This is a genomic window from Pseudomonas sp. HS6-2 (assembly GCF_049325675.2).
Classification (GTDB): Bacteria; Pseudomonadota; Gammaproteobacteria; order Pseudomonadales; family Pseudomonadaceae; genus Aquipseudomonas; species Aquipseudomonas putida_N.
Window position 1 is genome coordinate 4,253,341 of sequence record NZ_CM143906.1, and the last position, 26,603, is coordinate 4,279,943.

The 26,603-nt window shown below is 63.3% G+C and carries 21 protein-coding genes; 7 read left to right on the plus strand and 14 right to left on the minus strand.

Annotated features, from left to right (window positions below; translation table 11 throughout):
- Nucleotides 1-46 precede the first annotated feature (46 nt).
- Both lolD and ACOKS3_RS19875 read right to left on the minus strand, forming a co-directional pair.
- Complete coding sequence (gene lolD / locus ACOKS3_RS19870; RefSeq protein WP_181004551.1) at nt 47-730, minus strand: lipoprotein-releasing ABC transporter ATP-binding protein LolD; 684 nt, start codon at nt 728-730, stop codon at nt 47-49.
- A 7-nt stretch (nt 731-737) separates the two neighbouring features.
- Nucleotides 738-1,988, minus strand: coding sequence for a lipoprotein-releasing ABC transporter permease subunit (locus tag ACOKS3_RS19875; RefSeq protein ID WP_103449832.1), 1,251 nt, complete (start codon nt 1,986-1,988; stop codon nt 738-740).
- A 93-nt stretch (nt 1,989-2,081) separates the two neighbouring features.
- On the opposite strand from ACOKS3_RS19875, the gene ACOKS3_RS19880 reads away from it, so the two are divergent.
- Together ACOKS3_RS19880 and ACOKS3_RS19885 are read left to right on the plus strand one after the other, a co-directional pair.
- On the plus strand, nt 2,082-2,666 hold the full coding sequence (locus ACOKS3_RS19880; RefSeq protein WP_103449831.1) for a PilZ domain-containing protein: 585 nt from the start codon (nt 2,082-2,084) through the stop codon (nt 2,664-2,666).
- Nucleotides 2,667-2,696: 30 nt separating this feature from the next.
- On the plus strand, nt 2,697-3,413 hold the full coding sequence (locus tag ACOKS3_RS19885) for a glycerophosphodiester phosphodiesterase (RefSeq protein ID WP_103449830.1): 717 nt from the start codon (nt 2,697-2,699) through the stop codon (nt 3,411-3,413).
- 48 nt (nt 3,414-3,461) lie between these two features.
- Here the strand turns inward: ACOKS3_RS19885 and sthA are convergent, their stop codons facing one another.
- The 3 genes from sthA to ACOKS3_RS19900 form a co-directional block, all read right to left on the minus strand.
- A complete protein-coding gene (sthA, locus tag ACOKS3_RS19890; protein ID WP_103449829.1) occupies nt 3,462-4,856 on the minus strand; it encodes a Si-specific NAD(P)(+) transhydrogenase in 1,395 nt (464 codons plus the stop codon).
- 202 nt (nt 4,857-5,058) lie between these two features.
- Nucleotides 5,059-6,030, minus strand: a complete 972-nt coding sequence (locus tag ACOKS3_RS19895; RefSeq protein ID WP_422764146.1) for an FAD:protein FMN transferase — start codon at nt 6,028-6,030, stop codon at nt 5,059-5,061.
- Nucleotides 6,031-6,176: 146 nt separating this feature from the next.
- Nucleotides 6,177-7,640 carry a glyceraldehyde-3-phosphate dehydrogenase gene (locus ACOKS3_RS19900; RefSeq protein WP_103449827.1) on the minus strand — a complete coding sequence of 488 codons (1,464 nt, stop codon included), beginning with the start codon at nt 7,638-7,640 and terminating at the stop codon, nt 6,177-6,179.
- Between the two features lie 169 nt (nt 7,641-7,809).
- Between ACOKS3_RS19900 and mfd the strand changes: the two genes are divergently transcribed.
- From mfd to ACOKS3_RS19915, 3 genes are read left to right on the plus strand one after another with little or no spacing between them, the layout of a single operon-like run.
- Entirely contained in the window at nt 7,810-11,259 is a 3,450-nt protein-coding gene (mfd, locus tag ACOKS3_RS19905; protein WP_103449826.1) for a transcription-repair coupling factor, read from the plus strand.
- 9 nt (nt 11,260-11,268) lie between these two features.
- On the plus strand, nt 11,269-11,841 hold the full coding sequence (locus tag ACOKS3_RS19910) for a CsiV family protein (RefSeq protein ID WP_103449825.1): 573 nt from the start codon (nt 11,269-11,271) through the stop codon (nt 11,839-11,841).
- Nucleotides 11,842-11,845: 4 nt separating this feature from the next.
- Nucleotides 11,846-15,154, plus strand: coding sequence for a DEAD/DEAH box helicase (locus ACOKS3_RS19915; RefSeq protein ID WP_422764145.1), 3,309 nt, complete (start codon nt 11,846-11,848; stop codon nt 15,152-15,154).
- 110 nt (nt 15,155-15,264) lie between these two features.
- Here ACOKS3_RS19915 and nagZ read toward each other — a convergent pair whose 3' ends face one another.
- The 3 genes from nagZ to ACOKS3_RS19930 are packed head-to-tail and all read right to left on the minus strand — an operon-like array spanning nt 15,265 to nt 17,558.
- Entirely contained in the window at nt 15,265-16,263 is a 999-nt protein-coding gene (nagZ, locus tag ACOKS3_RS19920; protein WP_422764157.1) for a beta-N-acetylhexosaminidase, read from the minus strand.
- 22 nt (nt 16,264-16,285) lie between these two features.
- Nucleotides 16,286-16,810, minus strand: a complete 525-nt coding sequence (locus tag ACOKS3_RS19925; protein ID WP_422764143.1) for a L,D-transpeptidase family protein — start codon at nt 16,808-16,810, stop codon at nt 16,286-16,288.
- Nucleotides 16,811-16,850: 40 nt separating this feature from the next.
- Nucleotides 16,851-17,558, minus strand: coding sequence for a TetR/AcrR family transcriptional regulator (locus tag ACOKS3_RS19930; protein ID WP_103449821.1), 708 nt, complete (start codon nt 17,556-17,558; stop codon nt 16,851-16,853).
- Nucleotides 17,559-17,770: 212 nt separating this feature from the next.
- On the opposite strand from ACOKS3_RS19930, the gene lexA reads away from it, so the two are divergent.
- A complete protein-coding gene (lexA, locus tag ACOKS3_RS19935; protein ID WP_103449820.1) occupies nt 17,771-18,379 on the plus strand; it encodes a transcriptional repressor LexA in 609 nt (202 codons plus the stop codon).
- Between the two features lie 13 nt (nt 18,380-18,392).
- Nucleotides 18,393-18,869 (plus strand): SOS-induced cell division inhibitor SulA, encoded by a 477-nt coding sequence (sulA, locus tag ACOKS3_RS19940; RefSeq protein ID WP_085674816.1) that lies wholly within the window; start codon nt 18,393-18,395, stop codon nt 18,867-18,869.
- A gap of 39 nt (nt 18,870-18,908) precedes the next feature.
- Here sulA and ACOKS3_RS19945 read toward each other — a convergent pair whose 3' ends face one another.
- The 6 genes from ACOKS3_RS19945 to fadB form a co-directional block, all read right to left on the minus strand.
- Nucleotides 18,909-19,142: a hypothetical protein gene (locus tag ACOKS3_RS19945; protein WP_004376430.1), complete on the minus strand. Its 234-nt coding sequence runs from the start codon at nt 19,140-19,142 to the stop codon at nt 18,909-18,911.
- 50 nt (nt 19,143-19,192) lie between these two features.
- Nucleotides 19,193-19,708, minus strand: a complete 516-nt coding sequence (locus tag ACOKS3_RS19950; RefSeq protein WP_422764142.1) for a DUF6586 family protein — start codon at nt 19,706-19,708, stop codon at nt 19,193-19,195.
- An 88-nt stretch (nt 19,709-19,796) separates the two neighbouring features.
- The gene (topA, locus tag ACOKS3_RS19955) at nt 19,797-22,409 is read right to left on the minus strand and encodes a type I DNA topoisomerase (RefSeq protein WP_103449818.1); all 2,613 of its coding nucleotides are present in this window, start codon (nt 22,407-22,409) and stop codon (nt 19,797-19,799) included.
- Nucleotides 22,410-22,509: 100 nt separating this feature from the next.
- Complete coding sequence (locus ACOKS3_RS19960; protein ID WP_103449817.1) at nt 22,510-22,761, minus strand: DUF1653 domain-containing protein; 252 nt, start codon at nt 22,759-22,761, stop codon at nt 22,510-22,512.
- 79 nt (nt 22,762-22,840) lie between these two features.
- Nucleotides 22,841-24,016 (minus strand): acetyl-CoA C-acyltransferase FadA, encoded by a 1,176-nt coding sequence (fadA, locus tag ACOKS3_RS19965; RefSeq protein ID WP_103449816.1) that lies wholly within the window; start codon nt 24,014-24,016, stop codon nt 22,841-22,843.
- Nucleotides 24,017-24,047: 31 nt separating this feature from the next.
- Nucleotides 24,048-26,195, minus strand: coding sequence for a fatty acid oxidation complex subunit alpha FadB (fadB, locus tag ACOKS3_RS19970; RefSeq protein WP_103449815.1), 2,148 nt, complete (start codon nt 26,193-26,195; stop codon nt 24,048-24,050).
- Nucleotides 26,196-26,603 lie beyond the last annotated feature (408 nt).

Here is a 26,603-nt window from a genome sequence, read left to right on the forward strand (position 1 = left end):
AATTAAAACGGGAAAACGGGGTGGCATCGCCACCCCGTGCACTCGGTCAGATCGCCACCAGGTGGCCGTCGTCGAGCTTCAGTACGCGGTCCATCTGGCGTGCCAGGTTGAGGTCGTGGGTCACCACCAGGAAGGCGGTGCGCGACGCACTGGACAACTCCTGCATCAGTTCCTGGATGCCCTGAGCGGTGTGGTGGTCGAGGTTGCCGGTCGGCTCGTCGAGCATCACCAGGCCCGGGCGGTTTACCAGGGCACGGGCGATCGCCACCCGCTGGCGCTCGCCACCGGACAGTTCGGCCGGCTTATGGTGCAGACGATGACCCAGGCCGACCCGCTTGAGCAGCGCTTCGGCACGCTCACGGGCCTGCGGAATGGCGGTGCGGCCGATCAGCAGCGGCATGCACACGTTCTCCATGGCGGTGAACTCTGGCAACAGGTGGTGGAACTGGTAGACGAAGCCCAGCTCGCGGTTGCGCAGCAGGCCGCGCGCACGCTCGCCGAGGGCCGACAGTTCTTCCCCGGCCAGCCATACGCTGCCCTGGGTCGGCCGGTCGAGGCCGCCGAGCAGGTTGAGCAAGGTACTCTTGCCGGAGCCGGAGCTGCCGACGATGGCCACGCGCTCACCGGCATGCAGCTCCAGGTTGAGCCCGGACAGTACCTGCACCGACTCCGGGCCCTCGTCGTAGGACTTGCCCAGGTTGCGGCAACTCAGAACGGCTTTATCACTCATGCGCGACTCACTCATAACGTAGCGCCTCTGCAGGCTGGGTGCGGGCCGCACGCCAGGCCGGGTACAGGGTGGCGAAGAAACTCAGGACCAGCGCCGCACCGCAGACCATGTACACGTCCTGGGACTGGATCTGCGACGGCAGGTAATCGATGAAGTAGACGTCGGCGTTGAGGAACTTGTGCCCGATCAGTTTCTCGATGCCGGCGATCACCGCGCTCACGTTCAGCGCGGCGACGATCCCGACCACGGCGCCGATCAGGGTGCCGATCACCCCGATCACCGTGCCCTGGACCATGAAGATCAGCATGATCTGCCCCGGCGTGGCGCCCAGGGTCCGCAAGATGGCGATATCGCCGCGCTTGTCGTTGACCACCATCACCAGAGTGGAAATGATGTTGAACGCCGCCACCGCGACGATCAGCAGCAACAGCAGGCCGATCATGGCCTTTTCCATGCGGATCGCCTGGTACAGGTTGCCGTGGGTACGGGTCCAGTCGCGGCTGTAGTACTCCTGGTCGCCCAGCTGCTGGGCGATGCTCCAGGCCACCCGCGGCGCCTGGAACAGGTCGTCGAACTTCAGGCGCAGGCCCTGGACCTGGTCCGGCTTCCAGCGGTGCAGGCGGGACAGGTCGGTGATGTTAGTCAGGCCCAGGTAACCGTCGATCTCGCCCGCGCCAACGTGGAAGGTGCCGACCACGGTGAAGCGCTTCATGCGCGGGAACATGCCGGCCGGGGTCACGCTGACCTCGGGGGCGACGAAGGTCAGCTTGTCGCCGATGGCGACGCCCAGCTTGGCTGCGGCCTTGTCGCCGATCATGATGCCCCACTCGCCGGGCGCCAGCTTGTCGAGGCTGCCTTGCTGGATGAAGTTGTCGATGATCGACACCTCGCGCTCGCGCGCCGGGTCGATGCCATTGAGCAACACCTTCTGCACCTTGCCGTCATGGGTCAGCAGGCCCTGCATCTGCGTGTACGGGGCAACCGCCAGCACCTGCGGATTCTGCTTTACTTGTTGGGCAAGGGCAGACCAGTCGTTGATCGGCTGGCCGCTCTCCAGCGTGGCGTGGGGGATCATGCCCAACACGCGGGTACGCATCTCGTGATCAAAACCGTTCATGACCGAGAGCACCACGATCATCACCACCACGCCCAGGGCGAGGCCGATCATCGAGGTCAGGGAAATGAACGAGACGAAGTGGTTACGGCGCTTGGCACGGGTGTAACGCGTACCGATGAATGCGAAAAGAGGTCTGAACATGTCGGGGCTTGTTCGGATGAAAGGGAACGTCCTTGTGGCGAGGCGCCTACGGCGGCTTTACACTCGGACCACCGCCGCAACCATGGGTTCGCCATGACGACATTAGACGAAGAAGATCGCCGCGAATACTACCGCATCGAAGATCGGATCGCACTGGAAATCAGCCCCCTCAGTGCGGCCGAAGCCCTTGAGGCAGAACTGTTGCAGGATGATTCACCGCTGTTCAACCTGCTCAGCGAGCTGCACCTGTCCGACTTCGAGTCGCAGCACCTGCTGCGCCAGCTGAGCGAGAAGGACCGCACCCTGGCGGCGTTCCTGCGGGCGCAGAACAAGCGCCTCGACCTGCTCAGCGCAGTGGTCGCGCAAACCCTGCTCGGTGAAATCGGCCAACCCCAGCGGGTAATCATTTCCGAAGGTGGCATCGAGTTCGCGCAACCCCAGCAGATCGCCCCCGGCACCCGGGTGAAGGTGAAGATGGTGCTGATGCCACGCGCCCACGGCCTGCTGCTGCGCGGCAAGGTCACCCACTGCGACCCGCGCCCGGACGGCGATTTCGAGGTCGGCACGGAATTCACCGACATGACCGATGCCCAACGGCAACTGCTGGCCCGCTACATCCTGCAGCGCCAACAGCAGCAACGGCGCCAGCAACTGGAACAAGACGGCCCCGCCTCCTGAGCCCTATCCCCCTGATTTGAAGGAACGAACGTGACCCTGATCTACGGCCACCGCGGCGCCAAGGGCGAAGCCCCCGAAAATACCCTGAAGAGTTTTCAGCAGTGCCTGTCCCACGGCGTAACCCGCTGCGAACTGGACCTGCACCTGTCGGCCGACAACGAGCTGATGGTGATCCACGACCCCACCCTCAAGCGCACCACCGGCCGACGCGGCAAGGTGGTCGAGCACCCGGCTGCCGAATTGATCAAGATCGATGCGCGCAAGGGTGGCCCGGGCCACGTGCAGCCCTGCCCTATTCCGAAACTCGAAGAGCTGTTCGAGAAGTGCCCATTCGAGCATTGGCAGCTGGAGGTCAAGAGTGCCTCGCGCACCCGCGCCGCCACCACCGTGCTGGCGATCCGCGAACTGGCGCAGCAATACGGCCTGCTGGACAAGGTGACCATCACCTCCAGTTCACGGGAAGTGCTGGGCGCGGCCCAAGAACTGGTACCGGATGTGAAACGCGGGCTGGTTGCCGAGTACGCCTGGCTCGACCCGTTGAAGGTCGCGCAGAACTATGGCTGCGAACTGCTGGCTTTGAACTGGACACTGTGCACCCCCGAGCGCCTGCTCAAAGCCCAGGGCCAGGGTCTGCATGTGTCGGTGTGGACGGTCAACGAACCGGCGCTGATGCGCCGGCTCGCTGATTTTGGCGTGGACAGCCTGATTACAGACTTTCCCGGTTTGGCCAAGACCACCCTCGGGTAGGGCTGAAATCGGTCTCCCCGACCGGCTCAGGCCACCGGCCGGAGCCGCTCAAAAAAGCCGGTTCAGGCCGTCGTAGGCAGCTACCCGATAGGCTTCGGCCATGGTCGGGTAGTTGAACGTGGTGTTGACGAAGTACTTCAGATTGTTCTGCTCACCCGGCTGGTTCATGATCGCCTGGCCGATGTGAACGATTTCCGAAGCCTGGTAGCCGAAGCAGTGCACGCCGAGGATTTCCAGGGTTTCGCGGTGGAACAGGATCTTCAGCATGCCTTGCGGCTCGCCGGCGATCTGTGCGCGCGCCATGCCCTTGAAGAACGCCTTGCCCACTTCGTATGGCACCTTGGCCTGGGTCAGCTCCTGCTCGTTCTTGCCGATAGAGCTGATCTCCGGGATGGTGTAGATGCCGGTCGGCACGTCGTTGACGAAGCGCCAGCTGCCGTTGTCGACGATGCTGCCGGAAGCCGAACGGCCCTGGTCGTGGGCAGCACTGGCCAGGCTTGGCCAACCGATCACGTCACCGGCGCCATAGACGTTCGGCACGCTGGTGCGGTAGGCCTCGTCGACCTCGATCTGGCCACGGCTATTGACCTTGATGCCGATGTTTTCCAGGCCCAGCTTGTCGGTGTTGCCGGTACGGCCGTTGCACCACAGCAAGGCGTCGGCCTTGATCTTCTTGCCCGACTTCAAGTGCAGGATCACACCATTGTCCAGGCCCTCGACACGCTCGTACTCTTCGTTGTGGCGTACGGTGATGTTGTTGTTGCTGAAGTGGTAGCTCAGCGCCTGGGAAATTTCCGAATCCAGGAAGCTCAGCAGCTGGCCGCGGTTGTCGACCAGCTCGACCAGCACGCCCAGGCCACTGAAGATCGAGGCGTATTCGCAACCGATTACCCCGGCACCGTAGACGATCAGCTTGCGCGGGGTGTGGCTCAGGCTGAGGATGGTGTCGCTGTCGTAGACGCGCGGGTGGTGGAAATCGATGTCCGCCGGGCGGTACGGGCGCGAGCCGGTGGCGATGATGATGTGCTTGGCGTTGAGCTTCTCGACCACGCCATTGGGGCAGACCACTTCGATGGTCTGCTCGTCGGCGAAGCTGCCCGTGCCGAAGAACAGGTCTACGCGGTTACGGGCGTAGTAGCCGGTACGTGAAGCGACCTGCTTGGCAATGACCTTCTCGGCGCTCTTGAGCACGTCCGGGAACGAGAACCAGCGCGGCTCACCGATGGCGCGGAACATCGGGTTGGTGTTGAACTGCATGATCTGCCGCACCGAGTGACGCAGCGCCTTGGACGGGATGGTGCCCAGGTGGGTGCAGTTGCCGCCGACCTGACGGCGGCTGTCGACCATTGCCACCTTGCGCCCCGCTTTGGCGGCGTTCATTGCCGCGCCTTCACCGGCCGGGCCGGAACCCAGCACCACTACGTCGTAGTTGTAGACAGCCATGCGTACTCCTTCAGAACTGGCCCGGGGTTACGGTTACCCGCGGGACTCGATCATGCCGCCGGGGCGTCATGAGAAAATTCGGGTGCAGTCTAATCAAGCGTGAACGCCGCGCACATTAACCCTTGGTCGCGTCGTAGGCCATTTTTACCTGCACTACATGTCATTCACCGATCCCTGGCGGCGATCATCCCTGCCAACGCTTTCAATCGCCTTTCACCGCCTGCTCGAATGCCGGGGTCGCTCGGGAGACGAAGCCACCTTCGCCCCGAGTCACCAAAACCGCAGCAAGATCATGGGCCAGGGCGAAATCCCAGCCGCGCTCCGGCCCCAGGATCAACAGCAGGGTCGAATAGCCATCAGCCTGCAGCGTCGAGGCATCGAGCACGGTAACCGCGGCCAGGTCGTGGTCGACCGGGCGCCCCTGGCGGGCATCGAAGGTGTGTGAATAGCGCCGGCCATTCTCCTCGAAATAGTGGCGATAGTCACCCGAGGTCGATACCCCCAGGCCATTGACCGGAATGATCTGACGGGCGATCTGGCGGTCTTCGCGGGGCAGTTCCAGGGCGATGCGCCAGGGGCTGCCATCGGGCTTGCGGCCCACGGCCTTGAGCTCACCGGTGGCTTCGGCGACGAAACTGGCCACGCCCATGGCGCGCAGGCGCTCGGCGATCAGGTCGACGGCATGGCCGGCAGCGATACTGTTGAAGTCCAGTTGTACCGGGGCGTCCTTGCACAGCGCCTGGCCGTCGACGCGCAGGTGATGATAGCCGACGCGCTGGCGTGCCTGGGCCAGGGCCTGCGGGGTGGGGAGCTGTTCGTGGCGGGCCTGCGGGCCGAAGCCCCAGAGGTCGAGCAGCGGCTCGACGGTGAGGTCGAAAGCGCCGTCACTCAGCTCTGCCAGGTGCTGGCCGAAGGCGACCAGTTCGAGCATGTCGGGCGGCAAGGCCATGCACTGGTTGGCGGGCAGCAGGTTGAACTGGCTGACCGTGGAGTCGCCGCGGTAGGTCGAGTAATGCTGATCGATGTCGTTGAGCAGGCTCTCGACCGCTGCCTGGACCTGGGCCGGGGCCGGGCCGCCGGGCTCGCGGACGTACTGGATGCTGTAGCTGCTGCCCATGGTCGGGCCGCCCAGACGTTCCAGAGTCGGGCCCTGGTTGCAGGCGTTGAGGAGCATCAACAATATTGAAAGGAGTGCGCGCAATATCGAGTTCTCGATTGCCTGTGCCGCCCCGCGAAAGGGCCGGCACAGATGACCACAAATGCCAGGCAAAAAAAACGGGAACCCGAAGGTTCCCGTTTTTTCATGCGCTTACAAGCGAATCAGCGTGGAAACGCTGGCGGGTTCACACCCGACATCTCTTCCATCACGCGAACGACCTGGCAGCTGTAACCGAATTCGTTGTCGTACCAGACGTACAGGACAACGCGGTTGTCGTTGGCGATGGTCGCCTCGGCATCCACCACACCGGCGTGGCGCGAACCGACGAAGTCGGTCGAAACCACTTCCTGCGAGCTGACGTAGTCGATCTGCTTGTGCAGCTCCGAGTGCATGGCGGTCTGGCGCAGGTACTCGTTGATCTCGTCGCGGGTGGTCGGCTTCTCGAGGTTCAGGTTGAGAATGGCCATCGAAACGTTCGGCGTCGGAACGCGAATGGCGTTGCCGGTCAGCTTGCCCTTCAGCACTGGCAGTGCCTTGGCGGCAGCGGTGGCGGCGCCGGTTTCGGTGATGACCATGTTCAGCGGCGCGGCGCGGCCACGGCGGCTGCCCTTGTGGAAGTTGTCGATCAGGTTCTGGTCGTTGGTGAACGAGTGAACGGTTTCGACGTGGCCGTTGACGATGCCGTACTGGTCGTTGATGGCCTTGAGCACCGGCACGATGGCGTTGGTGGTGCAGGAGGCTGCCGAGATGATCTTGTCATCGGCAGTGATGTCACCGTGGTTGATGCCGTGCACGATGTTCTTCAGCGCGCCCTTGCCAGGTGCGGTAAGGATCACGCGGGCAGCGCCCGGGCAGGCCAGGTGCTGGCCCAGGCCGTCGGCGTCACGCCACACGCCGGTGTTGTCGACGATCAGCGCATTGTTGATGCCGTACTGGGTGTAGTCGACTTCGCTCGGGCTCTTGGCGTAGATGATCTGGATCAGGTTGCCGTTGGCAGTGAGGGTGTTGTTGGCTTCGTCGATGGTGATGGTGCCATCGAACGGGCCATGCACCGAGTCACGGCGCAGCAGGCTGGCGCGCTTGACCAGGTCGTTCTCGGCGCCCTTGCGCACGACGATGGCACGCAGGCGCAGGCCGTCGCCGCCACCGGTCTTCTCGATCAGGATGCGCGCCAGCAGGCGGCCGATGCGGCCGAAGCCGTACAGGACGACGTCGGTACCCTTGCGAGCCGAAGCGTTCTGCTGACCAACCACGTCGGCCAGTTCTTCACGGACAAACTGCTCGGCAGTTCGGCCATTGCCTTCCTGCTTGAACTTGTTGGCCAGCTTGCCCAGGTCGACCGAAGCGGCGCCCAGTTTCAGCTCGCTCATGGCCTTGAGCAGGGGGAATGTCTCGTGTACGGACAGTTCGGTCTCGTCGGTCTGACGGTGACGCGCAAAGCGGTGGGCTTTGAGGATCGAGATAACCGAACGGTTGATCAGGCTGCGGCCATAAATCGAGCTCACCACGTTGTTGTTGCGGTAGAGCTGACCGATAAGCGGGATCATCGCTTCAGCCAGAGCTTCACGATCAATCCACTCACCAAGACACTGGTCGGGCTTCTGAGTCACGGGAACCTTCCACATGTAGGGACAGAAAAAAGGGGCTACATTATGACGCCCCTGCGCGTAACCGGCAATGAGCGCCTGTCGCCGATGGCAAAGCCCGCAGTTCATGGCCTGTCGAGGCCTGACAGCAGGCACCGTCACCGGTACAATCGATCTCTTTGCCGCAACGCTTGGAGTGCAATCTCCCGTGTCAGTTCTGCGCCTTCCGCAAATGTCGGCCACGGCCGGCAAACAAACCTGGGGCAACCTGCCCGGTGCCGCCCTCAGCCTGGCCATCGCCGAGGCCGCCAGCAGCGCGGGCCGCTTCACCCTGCTGCTGACCGCCGACAGTCAGGCGGCCGATCGTCTGGAACAGGAGCTGCGCTTCTTTGCTCCGCAACTGCCGGTGCTGCCGTTTCCCGATTGGGAAACCCTGCCCTACGACCTGTTCTCGCCACACCAGGACATCATTTCCCAGCGTATCGCCAGCCTCTACCGGCTGCCGGAGCTGAGCCACGGCATTCTGGTAGTACCGATCACCACCGCCCTGCACCGCCTGGCCCCCACGCGCTTCCTGCTGGGCAGCAGCCTGGTGCTGGACGTGGGCCAGACCATCGACGTCGAACAGATGCGCACGCGCCTGGAAGCCACCGGCTACCGCTGCGTCGACACGGTCTACGAGCATGGCGAGTTCGCCGTGCGTGGCGCATTGATCGACCTGTTCCCGATGGGCAGCAAGCTGCCCTATCGCATCGACCTGTTCGATGACGAGATCGAGACCCTGCGCACCTTTGACCCGGAGACCCAGCGCTCGATCGACAAGGTCGACTCGATCCGCCTGCTGCCGGCGCGCGAGTTCCCCATGCAGAAGGAAGAGGTGACCCGCTTCAAGGCGCGCTTCCGTGAGCGCTTCGATGTCGATTTCCGCCGCAGCGCGATCTTCCAGGACCTGGCCAGCGGCATCATTCCCGCTGGCATCGAGTACTACCTGCCACTGTTCTTCGAAGAAACCTCGACCCTGTTCGACTACCTGCCCGCCGACACCCAGGTGTTCTCGCTGCCGGGCGTCGAGCAGGCTGCCGAGCACTTCTGGAACGACGTGCGCGGGCGCTATGAAGAACGCCGTGGCGACCTGACCCGCCCACTGCTGCCGCCGGCCGAACTGTTCCTGCCGGTGGAAGACTGCTTCGCCCAGCTCAAGCAGTGGCCACGGGTGGTGGTCAGCGCCGACGACCTCGAAGCCGGTGCCGGCCGCGAACGCTTCCCGGCGCGCGCCCTGCCCAACCTGGCCATCGAAGCCAAGGCCAACCAGCCGCTGGCGGCCCTGGCCGGGTTCCTCGACCAGTTCAGCGGCCGCGTGCTGTTCACCGCCGAATCGGCGGGCCGCCGCGAGGTACTGCTGGAGCTGCTCGAACGCCTCAAGCTGCGCCCGCAGACGGTCGACAGCTGGGCCGACTTCATTACCGGCCGGGAGCGCCTGGCGATCACCATCGCCCCGCTCGACGACGGCCTGCTGCTGGAAGACCCGGCCGTCGCTCTGGTCGCCGAGAGCCCGCTGTTCGGCCAGCGCGTGATGCAACGCCGGCGCCGCGAAAAACGCGGCGAGGCGGCCAACGACGCGGTCATCAAGAACCTCACCGAGCTGCGCGAAGGCGCACCGGTGGTGCACATCGACCATGGTGTGGGCCGCTACCTGGGCCTTGCCACCCTGGAGATCGACGGCCAGGCCGCCGAATTCCTCACCCTGGAATACGCCGAGGGCGCCAAGCTGTATGTGCCGGTGGCCAACCTGCACCTGATCGCCCGCTACACCGGCAGCGATGACGCCCTGGCGCCACTGCACCGGCTGGGTTCCGAAGCCTGGCAGAAAGCCAAGCGCAAGGCCGCCGAACAGGTTCGCGACGTGGCAGCCGAGCTGCTCGACATCTATGCCCGCCGCGCCGCGCGCAAGGGCTATGCCTTTGCCGACCCGGCTGCCGATTACGCCACGTTCAGCGCAGGCTTCCCGTTCGAGGAGACCCCCGACCAGCAAGCGGCGATCGAGGCGGTGCGCGTCGACATGCTGGCACCCAAGCCGATGGACCGCCTGGTGTGCGGCGACGTCGGTTTCGGCAAGACCGAAGTGGCCATGCGCGCAGCCTTCATCGCCGTGCACAGTGGCCGCCAGGTGGCGGTGCTGGTGCCAACCACCCTGCTTGCCCAGCAGCACTACAACAGCTTCCGCGACCGCTTCGCCGAATGGCCGGTGAAGGTCGAAGTGATGAGCCGCTTCAAGTCGGCCAAGGAAGTGGCCGCTGCGGCCGCCGACCTCGCCGAAGGCAAGATCGATATCCTCATCGGCACCCACAAGCTGCTGCAGGATGACGTGCGTTTCAAGGACCTGGGCCTGGCGATCATCGACGAGGAACACCGTTTCGGCGTGCGCCAGAAGGAGCAGCTCAAGGCCCTGCGCAGCGAAGTGGACATCCTCACCCTGACCGCCACGCCGATCCCGCGCACGCTGAACATGGCGGTGGCGGGCATGCGCGACCTGTCGATCATCGCCACCCCGCCGGCGCGACGCCTGTCGGTGCGCACCTTCGTCATGGAGCAGAACAAGAGCACGGTCAAGGAAGCGCTGCTGCGTGAGCTGCTGCGCGGCGGCCAGGTGTACTACCTGCACAACGATGTGAAAACCATCGAGAAGTGCGCCGCCGACCTGGCCGAACTGGTCCCGGAAGCGCGTATCGGCATCGGCCACGGGCAGATGCGCGAGCGCGATCTGGAACAGGTGATGAGCGACTTCTACCACAAGCGCTTCAACGTGCTGATTGCCTCGACCATCATCGAGACCGGCATCGACGTACCCAGTGCCAACACCATCGTCATCGAGCGTGCCGACAAGTTTGGCCTGGCCCAGCTGCACCAGCTGCGCGGCCGGGTTGGCCGTAGCCACCACCAGGCCTACGCCTACCTGCTGACGCCGCAACGGCAGAAGATCAGCGCCGACGCCGAAAAGCGCCTGGAGGCCATCGCCAATACCCAGGACCTCGGTGCCGGCTTCGTGCTGGCCACAAACGACCTGGAAATCCGCGGTGCCGGCGAGCTGCTTGGCGAAGGCCAAAGCGGGCAGATCCAGGCGGTGGGCTTCACCCTGTACATGGAAATGCTCGAACGTGCGGTCAAGGCCATCCGCAAGGGTACCCAGCCCAACCTCGAGCAGCCGCTGGGCGGCGGCCCGGAAATCAACCTGCGCCTGCCGGCGCTGATCCCCGAGGACTACCTGCCCGACGTGCACGCCCGCCTGATCCTCTACAAGCGCATTGCCTCGGCGGCCGACGAAGAAGGCCTCAAGGACCTGCAAGTGGAGATGATCGACCGCTTCGGCCTGCTGCCCGAGCCGACCAAGAACCTGATGCGCCTGACCCAGCTCAAGCTGCAGGCGGAAACCCTCGGCATCAAGAAGGTCGACGCTGGCCCCAACGGCGGCAAGCTCGAATTCGAAGCCGAGACCCCGGTCGATCCGCTGACCCTGATCAAGCTGATCCAGGGCCAGCCCAAACGTTACAAGTTCGAAGGCGCAACGCAGTTCCGTTTCCTGGTACCGATGGAACGCCCCGAAGAACGCTTCAATACCCTGGAGGCGCTGTTCGAGCGCCTGACCCCAAAGCCTGCCTAAGGAAGATCCATGCGTGCCATCCGTTGCCTGACCCTGCTGCTCGCGCTGTTCGCGCCAGCCGCCTTTGCCGAAGGGATGTATCAGGTGGAAATGATCCTGGTGCGGCAGAACAGCGTGCCCGCCTTCACCAGCCCGTTCGCCCCGGAAGACTGGAGCGCCGGCGCCCCGCGCCTGGACAAGGGCGCCGAACGCCCGCTGGCCCTGCAGGACGAGGCCACCCGGCTGAAGGCCACCGCCGACTACACCGTGCTGTTGCACAAGGCCTGGCAGCAGCCGGTCAGCAGCGACACTAGCCGCATCGCCCTGGGCGTCGGCAACGAGCAGTTCGGCCACTTCCCCATCGAGGGCAACCTGGGCATTACTGCCGGTCGCTTCATCGCCGTAGAGGCCAACTTCTGGGTCAACCAGCTCGACAGCAACGGTAACGTGCTGCAAAGCGAGCAGTTCAAGCAGAGCAACAGCAACATGAAAGGCGGCCAGCTGACCTTCCTTGATGGCGGCCACCTGGCGCTGCTGCTGAAGGTCACGCCACCGGGCACGCCGAAGATGCCAGTGATGGACCCGGAGATGATGGAGCAGTAAGCCGATGAAGCATGATGCCTTGGCGTTGCTGAACGAATATCCGAACTGGACCCAATCGTTCAGCCAGGCAACCCTCAAGCGTGCCGAACGGTACGCCGAAGAAGGCAAGGTCGAGATCGAAAGCTGCTCGGGGGCGATCATCGAGGCCAACTGCAAAGGGAGCGAAGGCAACCATTATCGGCAAACCATCACTGTCAATGCCGTCAACGGCCGCTGCCACGTGCGCGGCCAGTGCAGCTGCCCCGTGGGGCACAACTGCAAACACTGCGCAGCCGCGCTCTTTTTACTGAGTGACCCGTACTCCACACCTGCGCAAAGCCAGGGCACACTGCCCGCTGAACTGCAGCGCTGGCTCACCGACCTGGAACAGGCGCCACCTAGAACCGCCGACTCGCAAGACAAACGCGGCCGCATGGTGTGCTATCAGCTCAAACTGACCGAAGGTGCAGGTTGCGCCTTGCAGGTACGCAAGGGCACGCGCACTGAAGATGGCATCCGCTACAGCCGCGTCCAGTCTCTTTACGAATTCCTGTACGAACCGCCGCGCTTTGTCACGGAGGATGACATCCGCATTCTGCGTCTGTTGTCCGCACTCAATCAGGGCGGCTACCAGGACCGTGGCTATCCACTCAAAGGCCAGGAAGGAGGCGAGCTGTTCCAGCGCGCCCTGGAAACCGGCCGGATGTTTTTTGATGTCGATTTGCCGCTACTTCAGGAAGGTGCTGCACGCCCTGCCGAGTTTCGCTGGGTGCGCCTGGACAATGGCAACTACCGAGGCGTCTGGTGCAGCGGCGAAGAACGGTTGCTCTGCGTCATACCGTTGCTACCGCTTTACTATTTCGATGTCATGACCCGGGAAGTCGGCAGGGTCGAGCACACCCTGGACCCGCACATCGCCATGCAGCTGACGATCGCGCCCGATGTGCCGGAACACCTCGTGGTGCCCCTCAGCCATAAGCTAAAAGCCCTGAATCACCGGGTTCCCACGCCCACGACCGTAGATGTGCAAGTGATCGACGATATCCACCCCAAACCTCATCTGACCCTTGGCAGCCTCGAATTCAGTGCCTACACGCCCAAGACCGGGCGCATGCAACGGCAGATGCAGCACCGCGCCGCACTGGCGTTCGACTACGACGGCCTGCGCGCCAGCGGCAGCGACGACAAGCCTTTGACCCGCCTGGTCGACGCCACCAGCCAGCGCATCCGCCGCCAGCCCCAGGCCGAGCAGGCGCTGCGCAAGGTGCTGCGCGACCTCGGTTTCAAGCCCGCCACCCGGCAGAGCAAAGCCTTGCCCGACAGCGCTGGCGAGATGCTCCAGCTGCCCGACGACGAGGCCTGGCTGCGCTTCGCCCGTGAGAGCCTGCCACGCTTGCGCGAGGCCGGCTGGGACATCGACACCCACCGCGACTTCGCCTTCAACCTGCAGGAGGTGGACGACTGGTACGCCAGCATCGACGAAGCGCCTGGGCATGAATGGTTCGACCTGGAACTGGGCATCGTGGTCGAAGGCCAGCGCCACAGCCTGCTGCCGATCGTGCTGCAACTGCTGCGTAGCAACCCCGAGCTGCTGCGCCCCAGCGAGCTGGCGCGGCGCAGCGACGACGAGCACCTGCTGATCGACCTCAACCGTGGCCGCCTGGACAGCCCGGCGCTGCGCGTCGCCCTGCCCTACGGCCGCATCAAGGCGGTGATGGGCACACTCGGCGAGCTGTACCTGCACGAGGATGCGGTCGGCCCGACCCTGCGCATGGACCGCGCCGACGCCGCACGCCTGAACGACATCGAATACCTGCCGCTGCACTGGGAAGGCGGCGCCCATGTGCGCGACCTCGGCCGGCGCCTGCGCGATGCCCGCGACCTGCAGGTCGAAGTGCCGGTCGGGCTCAACGCCACCTTGCGGCCCTACCAGCAGCAGGGCCTGAACTGGCTGCAGGCCCTGCGCGAAATGGGCACCGGCGGCATCCTTGGCGACGACATGGGGCTGGGCAAGACCCTGCAGGCCTTGGCCCACCTGCTGTTGGAAAAACAGGCCGGGCGCCTGACCGCCCCGGCACTGGCAGTGATGCCCACCAGCCTGGTGCCCAACTGGCTCGACGAAGCCCAACGCTTCGCCCCTGGCCTGCGTGTTCTGGCCCTGCACGGACCGGGCCGCAGCAAGCACTTCGCCAAGCTGCACGAATACGACCTGGTGCTCAGCACCTATGCCCTGGTACCACGCGACCTGGAACACCTGAGCGCGCAAGCCTGGCATGTGCTGGTGCTGGACGAGGCGCAGAACATCAAGAGCAGCACCAGCAAGGCCGCCCTCGCCGTCTGCGAGCTGCAGGCCAACCAGCGCCTGTGCCTGACCGGCACGCCAATGGAGAACAACCTGGGTGAGCTGTGGTCGATCTTCCACTTCCTCATGCCCGGCTGGCTGGGTGACGTGAAACGCTTCAACCAGGATTACCGCACCCCGATCGAACGCCACGCCGATACCGAGCGCTTGGCCCACCTGGTCAGCCGGGTGCGCCCATTCCTGCTGCGCCGCACCAAGGAACAGGTGGCCACCGAGCTGCCGGCCAAAACTGAAATGGTCCACTGGGTTGAACTCAGTGACGCCCAACGCGACACCTATGAAGCGGTGCGCGTGGCCATGGACAAGAAGGTCCGCGACGAAATCGCCCGCAATGGCGCGGCGCGCAGCCAGATCGTGATCCTCGACGCCCTGCTCAAGCTGCGCCAGGTGTGCTGCGACCTGCGCCTGGTCAAAGGTGTCGAGACCAAGGGCAACCAGGCCGACAAAGGCAAGCTAGGTGCGCTGCTGGAGATGCTCGAAGAGCTGCTCAGCGAGGGCCGCCGGGTTCTGCTGTTCTCGCAGTTCACTTCGATGCTGGCGCTGATCGAGCAGGAGCTGGAAAAGCGCAAGATCCGCTACAGCCTGCTTACCGGCGACACCCGCGACCGGCGCACGCCGGTGCAACAGTTCCAGCAGGGGGACAGCGAAGTATTCCTGATCAGCCTCAAGGCTGGGGGTGTGGGGCTGAACCTCACCGCTGCGGACACCGTGATCCACTTCGACCCGTGGTGGAACCCGGCCAGCGAGAACCAGGCGACCGACCGCGCCTACCGGATTGGCCAGGACAAGCCGGTGTTCGTGTTCAAGCTGATTACCCGGGGGACGGTGGAAGAGAAGATCCAGGCGCTGCAGCAGGAAAAGGCAGCACTGGCGGCGAGCCTGCTCGATGGTGGGCAGGCGGGGCAATGGCGGCTGGGGGATGAGGAGATCGAGGCGCTGTTTGCGCCGTTGCCAGGCAAGCGTGGGCGCTAGCCTGTACCGGCCTCTTCGCGGGACAAGCCCGCCCCTACAGGTAGCGCACCGTTCTTGAGGTAGGTGAAGTCCTGTAGGAGCGGGCTTGTCCCGCGAAGAGGCCAGTACAGTCAATCGACCAGTTGTGCGTCTTTCAAGGCCCCCAGGGCCTCCAACCAACGCGGCTGCTGGCGATAATCGGTACGCGCAAAACCACGCCCACGCATCTGCGCAATGCGCGGCGACGGCTTGACCTTCAAGCGCTGCGCTGCGGTCAACGCCAGCTCCGCCGCTGCCCGGTCGTTGCACACCAGGCCCATGTCGCACCCGGCGCTCAGCGCCGCCTCGATGCGATTGGCGGCATCACCAACCACATGCGCACCGGCCATGGACAGGTCGTCACTGAAGATCACTCCGTCAAAGCCCAGCTCGCCACGCAGTATGTCCTGCAGCCAGCGCCGCGAGAACCCGGCCGGCTGGTTGTCGACCTGCGGGTAGATCACATGCGCCGGCATCACCGCCGCCAATTGCCCGCTGAGGCGTGAGAACGGCACCAGGTCCGCCTGGCGCAGCTGATCGAGGCTGCGCTCGTCGGTAGGAATCGCTACGTGCGAATCCGCCTCGGCCCAGCCATGCCCCGGGAAGTGCTTGCCACAGGCCGCCATGCCCGCTGCATTCATGCCACGAATGAACGCGCCGGCCAGCTGTGTAGCACGCTCAGGGTTACCTTCGAAGGCACGGCTGCCTACCACCGCGCTGCGCTGGTGGTCGAGGTCGAGCACTGGAGCGAAGCTGAGGTCGAGGCCGACTGCCAGCACTTCGGTCGCCATCAGCCAGCCGCACTGCTCGGCCAGGTATTCGGCGTTGGCATTGTCGGCAATGGCGCGCATCGCCGGCAGGCGCACGAAGCCCTGGCGCAGACGCTGTACCCGCCCGCCTTCCTGGTCGACCGCCAGGATCAGCTCGGGGCGGATGGCGCGGATCGAAGCGCACAGCTCGCGCACCTGGCGCGGGCTGTCGATGTTGCGGGCAAAGATGATCAGGCCGGCCACTTCCGGCTGGCGCAGGAGCTGGCGATCTTCGGCAGTCAGCCATTTACCGGCGATATCCACCATCAGGGAGCCTTGCAGGCTGGCGGTCATAGGCAATCCTTCATTGCAGATTCAGTGAAGCCCACTGGGGGCAGGCGGCCTCGTCGATACGCACCGGGCAATGTGCCGGAACGCGCTCGAACAGGCCAAGCAGATCGGTGTTGCGCAAACGTATGCAGCCATGGGACAGCGGCACGCCCAAGGGTTCCGTGTCTGGCGTGCCGTGCAGATAGATATAGCGGCGAAAGGTGTCGACACTGCCCAGGCGGTTGATGCCCGGCTCGCAGCCACTGAGCCAGAGGATGCGGGTCAGGATCCAGTCACGCCCTGGATGCTGCGCGTGCAGCGCTGGCGACCAGACCTCGCCGGTCCAGCGCCGGCCTTGCAGCACGGCATTGACTGGCAAGCCCGCGCCGATCCGTGCACGCACCAGGTGCAGCCCTCGCGGCGTGCAACCCGAGCCGATGCGCTCACCCGCACCATTGCGCGCAGTGGACACCGCAAGGCGCACGCGCAGCTGGCCCTGGGCAAAGCCATAGAGGCACTGGTCGGCGAGGGAGATGTGCAGGAAATCGAGGTCAGGCATGGGCGCTAGCTTAGCCGAAGCGCCCCGCCCCGCCCAGCCTTCAGGCCTTGGCGGTGCTGCTGCCAGTCTTGCTCCGCGGGCGCAGCTGGGCACTGGCCATGGCGTTGTCGGTGACACCGGTGTCGGCACGCATGCCGGCGGCCAGGAACGGTACCATAAGGCGCATGACCTGCTCGATCGAAGTATTGATGCCGAAATCGGTCTCGGCAATGGCGCGCAACGCCTTGATCCCGGACATGCTGAACGCCGCAGCACCGAGCATGAAATGCACGCGCCAGAACAGCTCCAGCGGCGGAATGCGCGGTGCGGCTTCATTCACAAGCAGCATGTAGCGGCGGAACACCTTGCCGTACATGTCCTCAAGATAGCGCCGCAAGTGGCCCTGGCTCTGACTGAAGGCCAGGCCCAGCAGGCGCATGAAGATCGACAGGTCGTTATTGCTGCGCGGTTGCACGACTAGCGCCTGCTCCACCAGCATTTCCAGCAGCTCTTCGAGGCTGGGCTTTTGCTCGGGCTTGGCCTGACGCCGTTCCAGTTCGCGTTCCAGGCTGGCACAGAACGGCCCGAGGAAGCGCGAGAAGACCGCCTGGATCAGCGCCTTCTTCGAGCCGAAGTGATAGTTGACCGCTGCCAGGTTGACCCCGGCCTTGCTGGTGATCAGCCGCAATGAGGTTTCCGCGAAGCCTCGTTCCGCGAACAGCTGCTCGGCAGCATCGAGGATGCGTTCAACGGTTTCAGATTGGGCCATCACTACTCCGCCAGACAGAGACAAACAGGTGTTTGAAACATACGTTTCAGGCCTGCTTATGTCAAGGCTCGGTGACTGGGCGGTCGCCATTTAAAAGCGCCAGACTGCAGGCTGCAAGTGTCATCCTGCGTATTTCCCGTTGCTTTGTGCTTGCAGCGCATCCAGTACTGTATATAATTCCAGTCACTGTATAAAAAGACAGAGCGCCTGCCATGTTGAAACTGACGCCACGCCAAGCCGAGATCCTCGCCTTCATCAAACGCTGCCTCGAAGACAACGGCTTCCCTCCGACGCGTGCGGAAATCGCTCAGGAGCTGGGCTTCAAGTCGCCGAACGCCGCCGAGGAGCACCTCAAGGCCCTCGCCCGTAAAGGCGCGATCGAAATGACCCCGGGCGCTTCCCGCGGCATCCGCATCCCGGGCTTCGAGGCCAAGGCCGAAGAAAACGGCTTGCCGATCATCGGCCGCGTAGCGGCTGGCGCCCCTATTCTCGCCGAGCAGCACATCGAGCAATCCTGCAACATCAACCCGACCTTCTTCCACCCCCCCGCCGACTATTTGTTGCGCGTGCACGGCATGAGCATGAAGGATGTCGGCATCTTCGACGGCGACCTGCTGGCCGTGCACACTTGCCGCGAAGCCCGTAATGGCCAGATCGTCGTCGCCCGCATCGGCGATGAAGTGACCGTCAAGCGCTTCAAGCGCGAAGGCAGCAAGGTCTGGCTGATCGCCGAAAACCCCGAGTTCGCCCCCATCGAAGTCGACCTGAAAGAACAGGAACTGGTGATCGAGGGTTTGAGTGTCGGCGTCATTCGCCGCTGATCCAGGAGGCGTCATGCAGCAGTCTATCCAAGCACATCAGCAGGTCCAGCTTCCACTGTTCGAAGCGTTCCTCGCCCAGCCGGTACTGCCAGGCCTGAAGGCCAGCGAGCAGGCACGCAAGAGCAGCCATCCGGAGCTGTTCAGCGAGCTGTCCCTGCGTGGCGCCCCCGAACACTGCCAGAGCCTGTTGGCACCGGTGCTGCGCGAGCTGAGCGAAGAGGAAGAAGCCCGCTGGCTGACGCTGATCGCTCCACCGGCCAGCCTGACCCAGGCCTGGCTGCGCGATGCCGGGCTCAACCGCGAACGGATCCTGCTACTACATCCCCGCGGCAATCAAAGCGCGCTGCAACTGGCTTGCGAAGCGCTGCGCCTGGGCCGCAGCCACACGGTCGTCAGCTGGCTTGGCAGCGTCAACGCTACCGCTCGCCAACAACTGTTACGTGCAGCCAGTGCCGGAAACGCACAAAGCCTGAACATCCGCCTCGGCTGATGTTCAGGCTTTGCCTGTGAAGCAGTACAAGCAGACGCTCTAGTGGAGCACGCGCGGCCCTTCGTCGCGCTCCAGCTCACCATCCATCAGGCGACCAGCCATCTGTACGCCAACGCTCAGCATGGCCTTGGCAACTTCGACATGTTGGCCCTGCAGGAACGCCTTGGCGTCTTCCGAGAAATCCAGGGTTACCAGGGAGCCTTCATCCTCGGCGCGACGCAGCTCGATACGGCCATCAGGCAACTCGACAATTTCCAGAAACGACGTAGACATATAGGGCTGTTCTCCACGAAAGGCGGCTAGTGTACCAGCCGTTGCGGCTATCAGCACTCACTCAACGCGTCGCGGAAACGTCTCACCAAGCCTTTTAGGTTATTACGCCAGCTTTCCAGCTCTTCCCGCGAAAGCGCTGGGTGCTCGGGCTCATCGAGATTGACGGCCTGAATCAGTGGCTGGGAAACGTCGGTTTTTGCTGCTTTTTTCGCGACCGGTGGTCGGAACAAATCGGCATAAGCGCTGAGCAGTTGCGCCAACCAGGTTTCGCGTTGGCGAACCAGCTCCAGCATCTCTGCAACTTCAGGAATGGCGATGTTGTTCAGCGCATCGTCGGCTAGCGCCTGCTCGACCGAAGCCACCACGGGCAGGCGGTAGAAACCGCCGATTTCATGACACAGCCCCAACAGCGCGCCGTACAGGTGAAACAGCGCCGACTCGCGCTCGGCCTGGACCAGGCCTTGGGCGTTCATGGCCTGGCTCTGTTCGGCCTTGGCCATCGACTCCAGGGCGAGGCCTGCGAAGAACAGTTTCTGGTTGGTGCGGGTGTAGAGTTCCTGGGCCATTTCAGTGCCCTCCGTGAGGCTGCAAGGCGGATAGCTGCATCATAAATGATTAGGGCCGCAAAGCGGCCCCAATCACAGCACTGATGGATCAGCGCTTGTCTTCAACCTTCCACGCACCACCGTCGTAGAAAGCCTTCCAGCCAGTCGGCTTACCATCGACCTCGGACTGCACATACTGCTCCTTGGTCTTGCGGCTGTAACGAATCACCGCCGGGCGACCTTCAGGGTCCTTCTGCGGCGCATCGCACAGGAAGTGGTACTTCGGATCGATCTCGTGCTTGTGCGGCACGATCTCCAGCACCAGCGGTGCCCGGGTCTCGCGGTTTTTCGGGAACTGGCTGGCAGCCAGGAACAGCCCCGAAGCGCCGTCACGCAGCACGTAAGTGTCGTCGACCTTCTCGCACTTGAGCTCCGGCATTTCCACCTTGTCCATCTTAGGTGGCGCTGCCTCACCGCTCTTGAGCAGTTTGCGGGTGTTCTTGCACGTCGGGTTGGTGCAACCGAAGAACTTGCCGAAACGGCCCGTCTTGAGCTGCATTTCGCTACCGCACTTGTCGCACTCCAGGCTCGGCCCTTCGTAGCCCTTGATACGGTAGCTGCCCTCTTCGATTTCGTATCCGGCGCAATCCGGGTTGTTACCGCAGATGTGCAGCTTGTGCTTCTCGTCCAGCAGGTAGGCATCCATCGCCGTGGCACAGATCGGGCAGCGGTGCTTGCCGAGCAGCACGCGCGATTCCGATTCACCCTCGTCGTCCGCGGCAATCTCGTCGCCCGGCACCAGGTTCACGGTCGCCTTGCAACGCTCTTTCGGCGGCAGGCTGTAACCCGAGCAACCGAGGAACACGCCAGTGGAAGCGGTGCGGATCATCATCGGCCGGCCGCATTCCTTGCACGGAATGTTGGTCATGGTCGGCTGATTGGCACGCATGCCGCTTTCGGCGGATTCGGCAGTCAGCAGCTTCTTGCTGAAGTCGCCGTAGAACTCGTCGAGCACGTTCTTCCAGTCACGCTCGCCCTGGGCCACGTCGTCGAGGTTCTCTTCCATGCCGGCGGTGAAGCCGTAGTCCATCAGGTTGGAGAAGCTTTCCGACAGGCGCTCGGTGACGATGTCGCCCATCTTCTCGGAGTAGAAACGGCGGTTGTGCAGGGTGACGTAACCGCGGTCCTGGATGGTGGAAATGATCGCCGCATAGGTCGACGGGCGGCCAATGCCGCGCTTTTCCATTTCCTTGACCAGGCTGGCTTCAGTGAAGCGCGCTGGCGGCTTGGTGAAGTGCTGGCTCGGGTCGAGCTGAATCAGCTTGAGCGCCTCGCCCTGGGCCATTTCCGGCAGCACATCGTCTTCGCCCGGCTTGCTCTGTTGTGGCAGCACGCGGGTGTAACCGTCGAACTTGAGGATGCGGCCCTTGGCGCGCAGCTCGAAGTCACCAGCGGCCACGGTAACGCTGGTGGACAGGTATTGCGCCGGTGGCATCTGGCAGGCCAGGAACTGGCGCCAGATCAGCTCGTACAGGCGCTCCGCGTCCCGTTCCATGCCGCTGAGCTTGGTCGGATGGGTGTTGACGTCGGAAGGGCGAATCGCCTCGTGCGCTTCCTGGGCGCCTTCCTTGCTGCCATACACCAGCGGGGCTTCCGGCAGGTACTGCTTGCCGAACTCGCGCTCGATGTAGCTGCGCGCCATGTCCAGGGCGTCGGCCGACAGGTTGGTCGAGTCGGTACGCATGTAGGTGATGTAACCCGCTTCATACAGACGCTGGGCCATCATCATGGTCTTCTTCACCCCGAAGCCCAGGCGGTTGCTCGCGGCCTGCTGCAGGGTGGAGGTGATGAACGGGGCCGACGGCTTGCTGCTGGTCGGGCGGTCTTCGCGCTTGATCACGCTGTAGCTGGAAGCCTTGAGCTTCTCCAGCGCGGCCATGGCCTGGGCTTCGTTCAGCGGCTTGAAGGCTTCGCCCTTCTCGCGCGCCACTTCGAAGCGCACCTTGGCGCTCTTGGCAGTGCCGAGATCGGCATGCACTTCCCAGTATTCTTCCGGGACGAAGGCACGGATCTCGCGCTCACGCTCGACCACCAGCTTCACCGCCACCGACTGCACGCGGCCGGCAGACAGGCCTCGGGCGATCTTGGCCCACAGCAGCGGCGAGACCATGTAGCCCACCACGCGGTCGAGGAAGCGCCGCGCCTGCTGGGCATTGACCCGGTCGATGTCCAGCTCGCCCGGCTGCGAGAACGCTTCCTGGATAGCCTTTTTGGTAATTTCGTTGAACACAACGCGCTTGTAGCGGGTGTCGTCACCACCGATGGCTTCGCGCAGGTGCCAGGCAATGGCTTCCCCTTCGCGGTCCAAGTCGGTTGCGAGATAGATGGTGTCGGCATCCTTGGCCAGGCGGCGCAGCTCTTCGATCACCTTTTCCTTGCCGGGAAGGATCTCGTACTTGGCCTTCCAGCCGTGCTCGGGGTCGACGCCCATGCGCGCCACCAGCTGGCGACGGGCCTTTTCTTTTGGCGACAGCGCCGGAGCCTCACCCGCCGCGGCCTTGCCACGCTTGGCGGCCGGCTCTTTGCTTGCGCTGGCCGAACCGCTGGTGGGGAGGTCTCGGATATGGCCGATACTCGACTTCACCACGTACTGGTTGCCCAGGTACTTGTTGATGGTCTTGGCCTTGGCCGGGGATTCCACAATGACCAGCGATTTGCCCATGGATCGGAGTATTCCTGAATCTGAAGATGAAAAACGCGTCAGGTGCCAGACGCGGCACCGCTATATATAGTGGCAAAAGAGTGAGGTCAAGCGTGGTCGATCACGCTTGCGACTTGCCAGACAGCTCGGGCAGCCCTTCTTCGGCCTTGACCAAAGCAAAGCGCGGCACCTGCTCGCCGTCAACCTCGACGGACTCCAGGAACATCGCAAGGGGCCTTACCCAGAAACTGTAATCACCATACAGGCATTGGTAGAAGACCATCCACTCTTCGTTCTCGGAGTGCCGTGCAACACTGAAGACACGGTACTCAGGCCCTTTGTAATGCCGGTATACGCCTGGTTGTATCTGCATGTCGCCCTTCCTCTTGAAACAAATTCTGTAAAAAACAAAAACCGGGGCACAAGGCCCCGGCTGCTGTCCCGCAACGCGATCAGACGCGTTCGAAGACAGTGGTGATACCTTGGCCGAGGCCGACGCACATGGTCGCCACGCCCAGAGTACCGCCGTTCTGCTTCATGACATTGAGCAGGGTGCCGGAAATACGTGCACCAGAGCAACCGAACGGATGGCCCAAAGCGATGGCGCCGCCGTGCAGGTTAACCTTCTCATCCATCTTGTCGAGCACTTTCAAGTCTTTGAGCACTGGCAGGGCCTGTGCGGCGAAGGCTTCGTTGAGCTCGATGAAGTCGATATCGGCCATGGTCAGGCCGGCGCGCTTGAGGGCTTTCTGGGTCGCTGGCACCGGGCCGTAGCCCATGATCGCCGGGTCGACACCGGCTACCGCCATCGAGCGGATCACCGCCAGTGGCTGGATGCCCAGGTCCATGGCGCGCTGGCCAGACATGACGATCATGCACGAAGCACCGTCGGTAATCTGCGACGAAGTACCGGCCGTCACGGTGCCGCCTTTGGGGTTGAACGCCGGTTTCAGCGACGCCAGGCCCTCGAGGGTGGTCTCCGGGCGAATGGTCTCGTCGAAGTCGAAAACCTTCAGGAAACCATTCTCGTCATAGCCCTGCATCGGGATGATCTCGTCCTTGAACTTGCCTTCGACCGTCGCCTTGTGGGCGAGCTGGTGCGAACGCAGGCCGAACAGGTCCTGTTGTTCACGGCTGATGCCATGCATCTTGCCCAGCATCTCGGCGGTCAGGCCCATCATCCCGGACGCCTTTGCCGCGTGCAGCGACATGTGCGGGTTGGGATCGACCCCATGCATCATGCTGACGTGGCCCATATGCTCGACGCCGCCGACCACGAATACATCGCCGTTGCCGGTCATGATCGCCTGGGCAGCGGTTTGCAGCGCGCTCATCGACGAGCCGCACAGGCGGCTGACGGTCTGCGCGGCCGAAGTGTGCGGGATCTGGGTCATCAGCGACGCCATGCGGGCGATGTTCCAGCCCTGCTCCAGGGTCTGGTTGACGCAGCCCCAGATCACGTCTTCGACTTCTTTCGGGTCGACCTTGTCGTTGCGCTCCAGCAGCTTGCTGATCAGGTGCGCGGACATGTCTTCGGCGCGGGTGTTGCGGTGCATGCCACCCTTGGAGCGGCCCATGGGGGTGCGACCGAAGTCGACAATCACCACGTCTCTTGGATTCAGGCTCATATCAAATCTCTCGCTCTAGCTCGTTGACCACTCAGTTGAAGAAGCGCTGGCCGTTCTTGGCCATTTCGCGCAGCTTCGCGGTCGGGTGGTACAGCGGCCCCAGGTCGGCGTACTGGTCGGCCAGGGCAACGAATTCGGCCACACCGATCGAGTCGATGTAACGCAGCGCACCACCGCGGAATGGAGGGAAACCAATGCCATAGACCAGGCCCATGTCGGCTTCGGCGGCGGTTTCGACGATGCCGTCTTCCAGGCAACGCACGGTCTCCAGGCACAGTGGCACCATCATCCAGTTGATGATGTCTTCGTCGGTCACTTCACGCTGCTCGAAGACGATCGGCTTGAGCACATCCAGCACGGTGGCATCGAAGACTTTCTTCGGCTTGCCGCGTTTGTCAGTCTCGTAGGCGTAGAAACCCTTGCCGTTCTTCTGGCCCAGGCGGTTGGCCTCGTACAGCGCGTCGACGGCCGAGCGGCGCTCGTCCTTCATGCGGTCCGGGAAGCCTTCGGCCATCACATCGCGGCCGTGGTGACCGGTGTCGATGCCGACCACGTCCATCAGGTAGGCCGGGCCCATCGGCCAGCCGAACTTCTCCATGACCTTGTCGATGCGCACGAAGTCCACGCCAGCGCTGACCAGCTTGGCGAAACCGCCGAAGTACGGGAACAGCACACGATTGACCAGGAAGCCCGGGCAGTCGTTGACCACGATCGGGTTCTTGCCCATCTTCTTGGCGTAGGCCACGGTAGTGGCGACGGCGACTTCACTGGACTTCTCGCCACGGATCACTTCCACCAGCGGCATCATGTGCACCGGGTTGAAGAAGTGCATGCCGACGAAGTTTTCCGGGCGCTTGAGCGCCTTGGCCAACAGGTTGATGGAAATGGTCGAGGTGTTGGAGGCGAGAATCGCATCTTCCTTCACCTGGCCTTCCACGTCGGCCAGCACGGCTTGCTTGACCTTCGGGTTCTCGACCACGGCTTCGACGACGATGTCGACGTTGGCGAAGTCGCCGTACGACAGGGTCGGACGAATGGCGTTGAGTGCCTCGGCCATTTTCGCCGGGGTCAGGCGGCCTTTCTCGACGCGGTTGCCGAGCAGCTTGGAGGCCTCGTTCAGGCCCAGCTGGATAGCTTCCTCGCGGATGTCCTTCATCAGGATCGGGGTGCCCTTGACCGCCGACTGGTAGGCGATGCCGCCACCCATGATGCCGGCGCCGAGTACGGCGGCCTGCTTCACGTCGTGGGCGATTTCGTCATGGGCCTTGGCCTTGCGCTTGAGTTCCTGGTCATTCAGGAACAGGCCGATCAGGCTTTCGGCAACCGAAGTCCTGGCCAGCTTGGCGAAGCCAGCCGCCTCGACTTCCAGGGCCTTGTCGCGGCCGAAATTGGCGGCCTTCTGGATGGTCTTGATGGCTTCGACCGGCGCCGGGTAGTTCGGGCCAGCCTGGCCAGCGACGAAGCCCTTGGCGGTCTCGAAGGCCATCATCTGCTCGATGGCGTTGAGCTTGAGCTTTTCCAGCTTGGGCTGGCGCTTGGCCTTGTAGTCCAGCTCGCCGCTGATGGCGCGTTTGATCAGGTCCAGGGCACCGGCCTGCAGCAACTCAGGAGCGACCACAGCATCGACGGCGCCGACCTTCAGGGCGTCTTCGGCACGGTTTTCCTTGCCGGCGGCGATCCACTCGATGGCGTTGTCCGAGCCGATCAGACGCGGCAGGCGTACGGTGCCGCCGAAGCCTGGGTAGATGCCCAGCTTGACTTCCGGCAGGCCGATCTTGGCGCTGGTGGACATGACCCGGTAGTCGGCTGCCAGGCACATTTCCAGGCCGCCGCCCAGTGCGATGCCATTGATGGCCGCCACGGTCGGCACTTCGAGGTCTTCGAAGGCATTGAAGATGCGGTTGGCTTCCAGGTTGCCGGCAACCAGTTCGGCCTCGGGCAGCTTGAAGTTTTCGACGAACTCGGTGATGTCGGCGCCGACGATGAACACGTCCTTGCCACTGCTGACGATCACGCCTTTCACCGAGGCGTCGGCCTTGATGGCATCGACGGCCTGGCGCAGCTCGTCCAGGGTCAGGCGATTGAACTTGTTGACGGACTCACCCTTGAGGTCGAACTTCAGTTCGACGATGCCGCTTTCAAGAGCCTTAACCGTGATGGCTTTACCTTCGTAAATCATCAACTGATCTCCACGATATGGAAGCTGAACTGTACACGCCGATCGCTGGTGGAAGAGTAGGTCTTGCCGCCCTTGCCCCAGGCACACCCGTCAGCGCGCTAGTCGGGATTCTGTATGAGCGGTGTGACATACAAACGCTCAATTCATACGCCCGTTTGATTTGGGTATGCACACATTCTCCGAAAAGATCGGCGTTGTCAAATGCTCACGAACGGGGTGAAAACGCGACTTTCCGGTCATTTTGAATCGCCGTAGCACAAAACATGATGACAGTGATTACCGATCATTCATGTCAGCGATTGACCACAAGCAAACGGACGGGACTGCAATTTTTTCATGCAGTGGGCCAGGCAGTGGCTACACTGCGACTGGATTCAACAATTTCCCGGCCTGCCTGGCCTTTTCTGC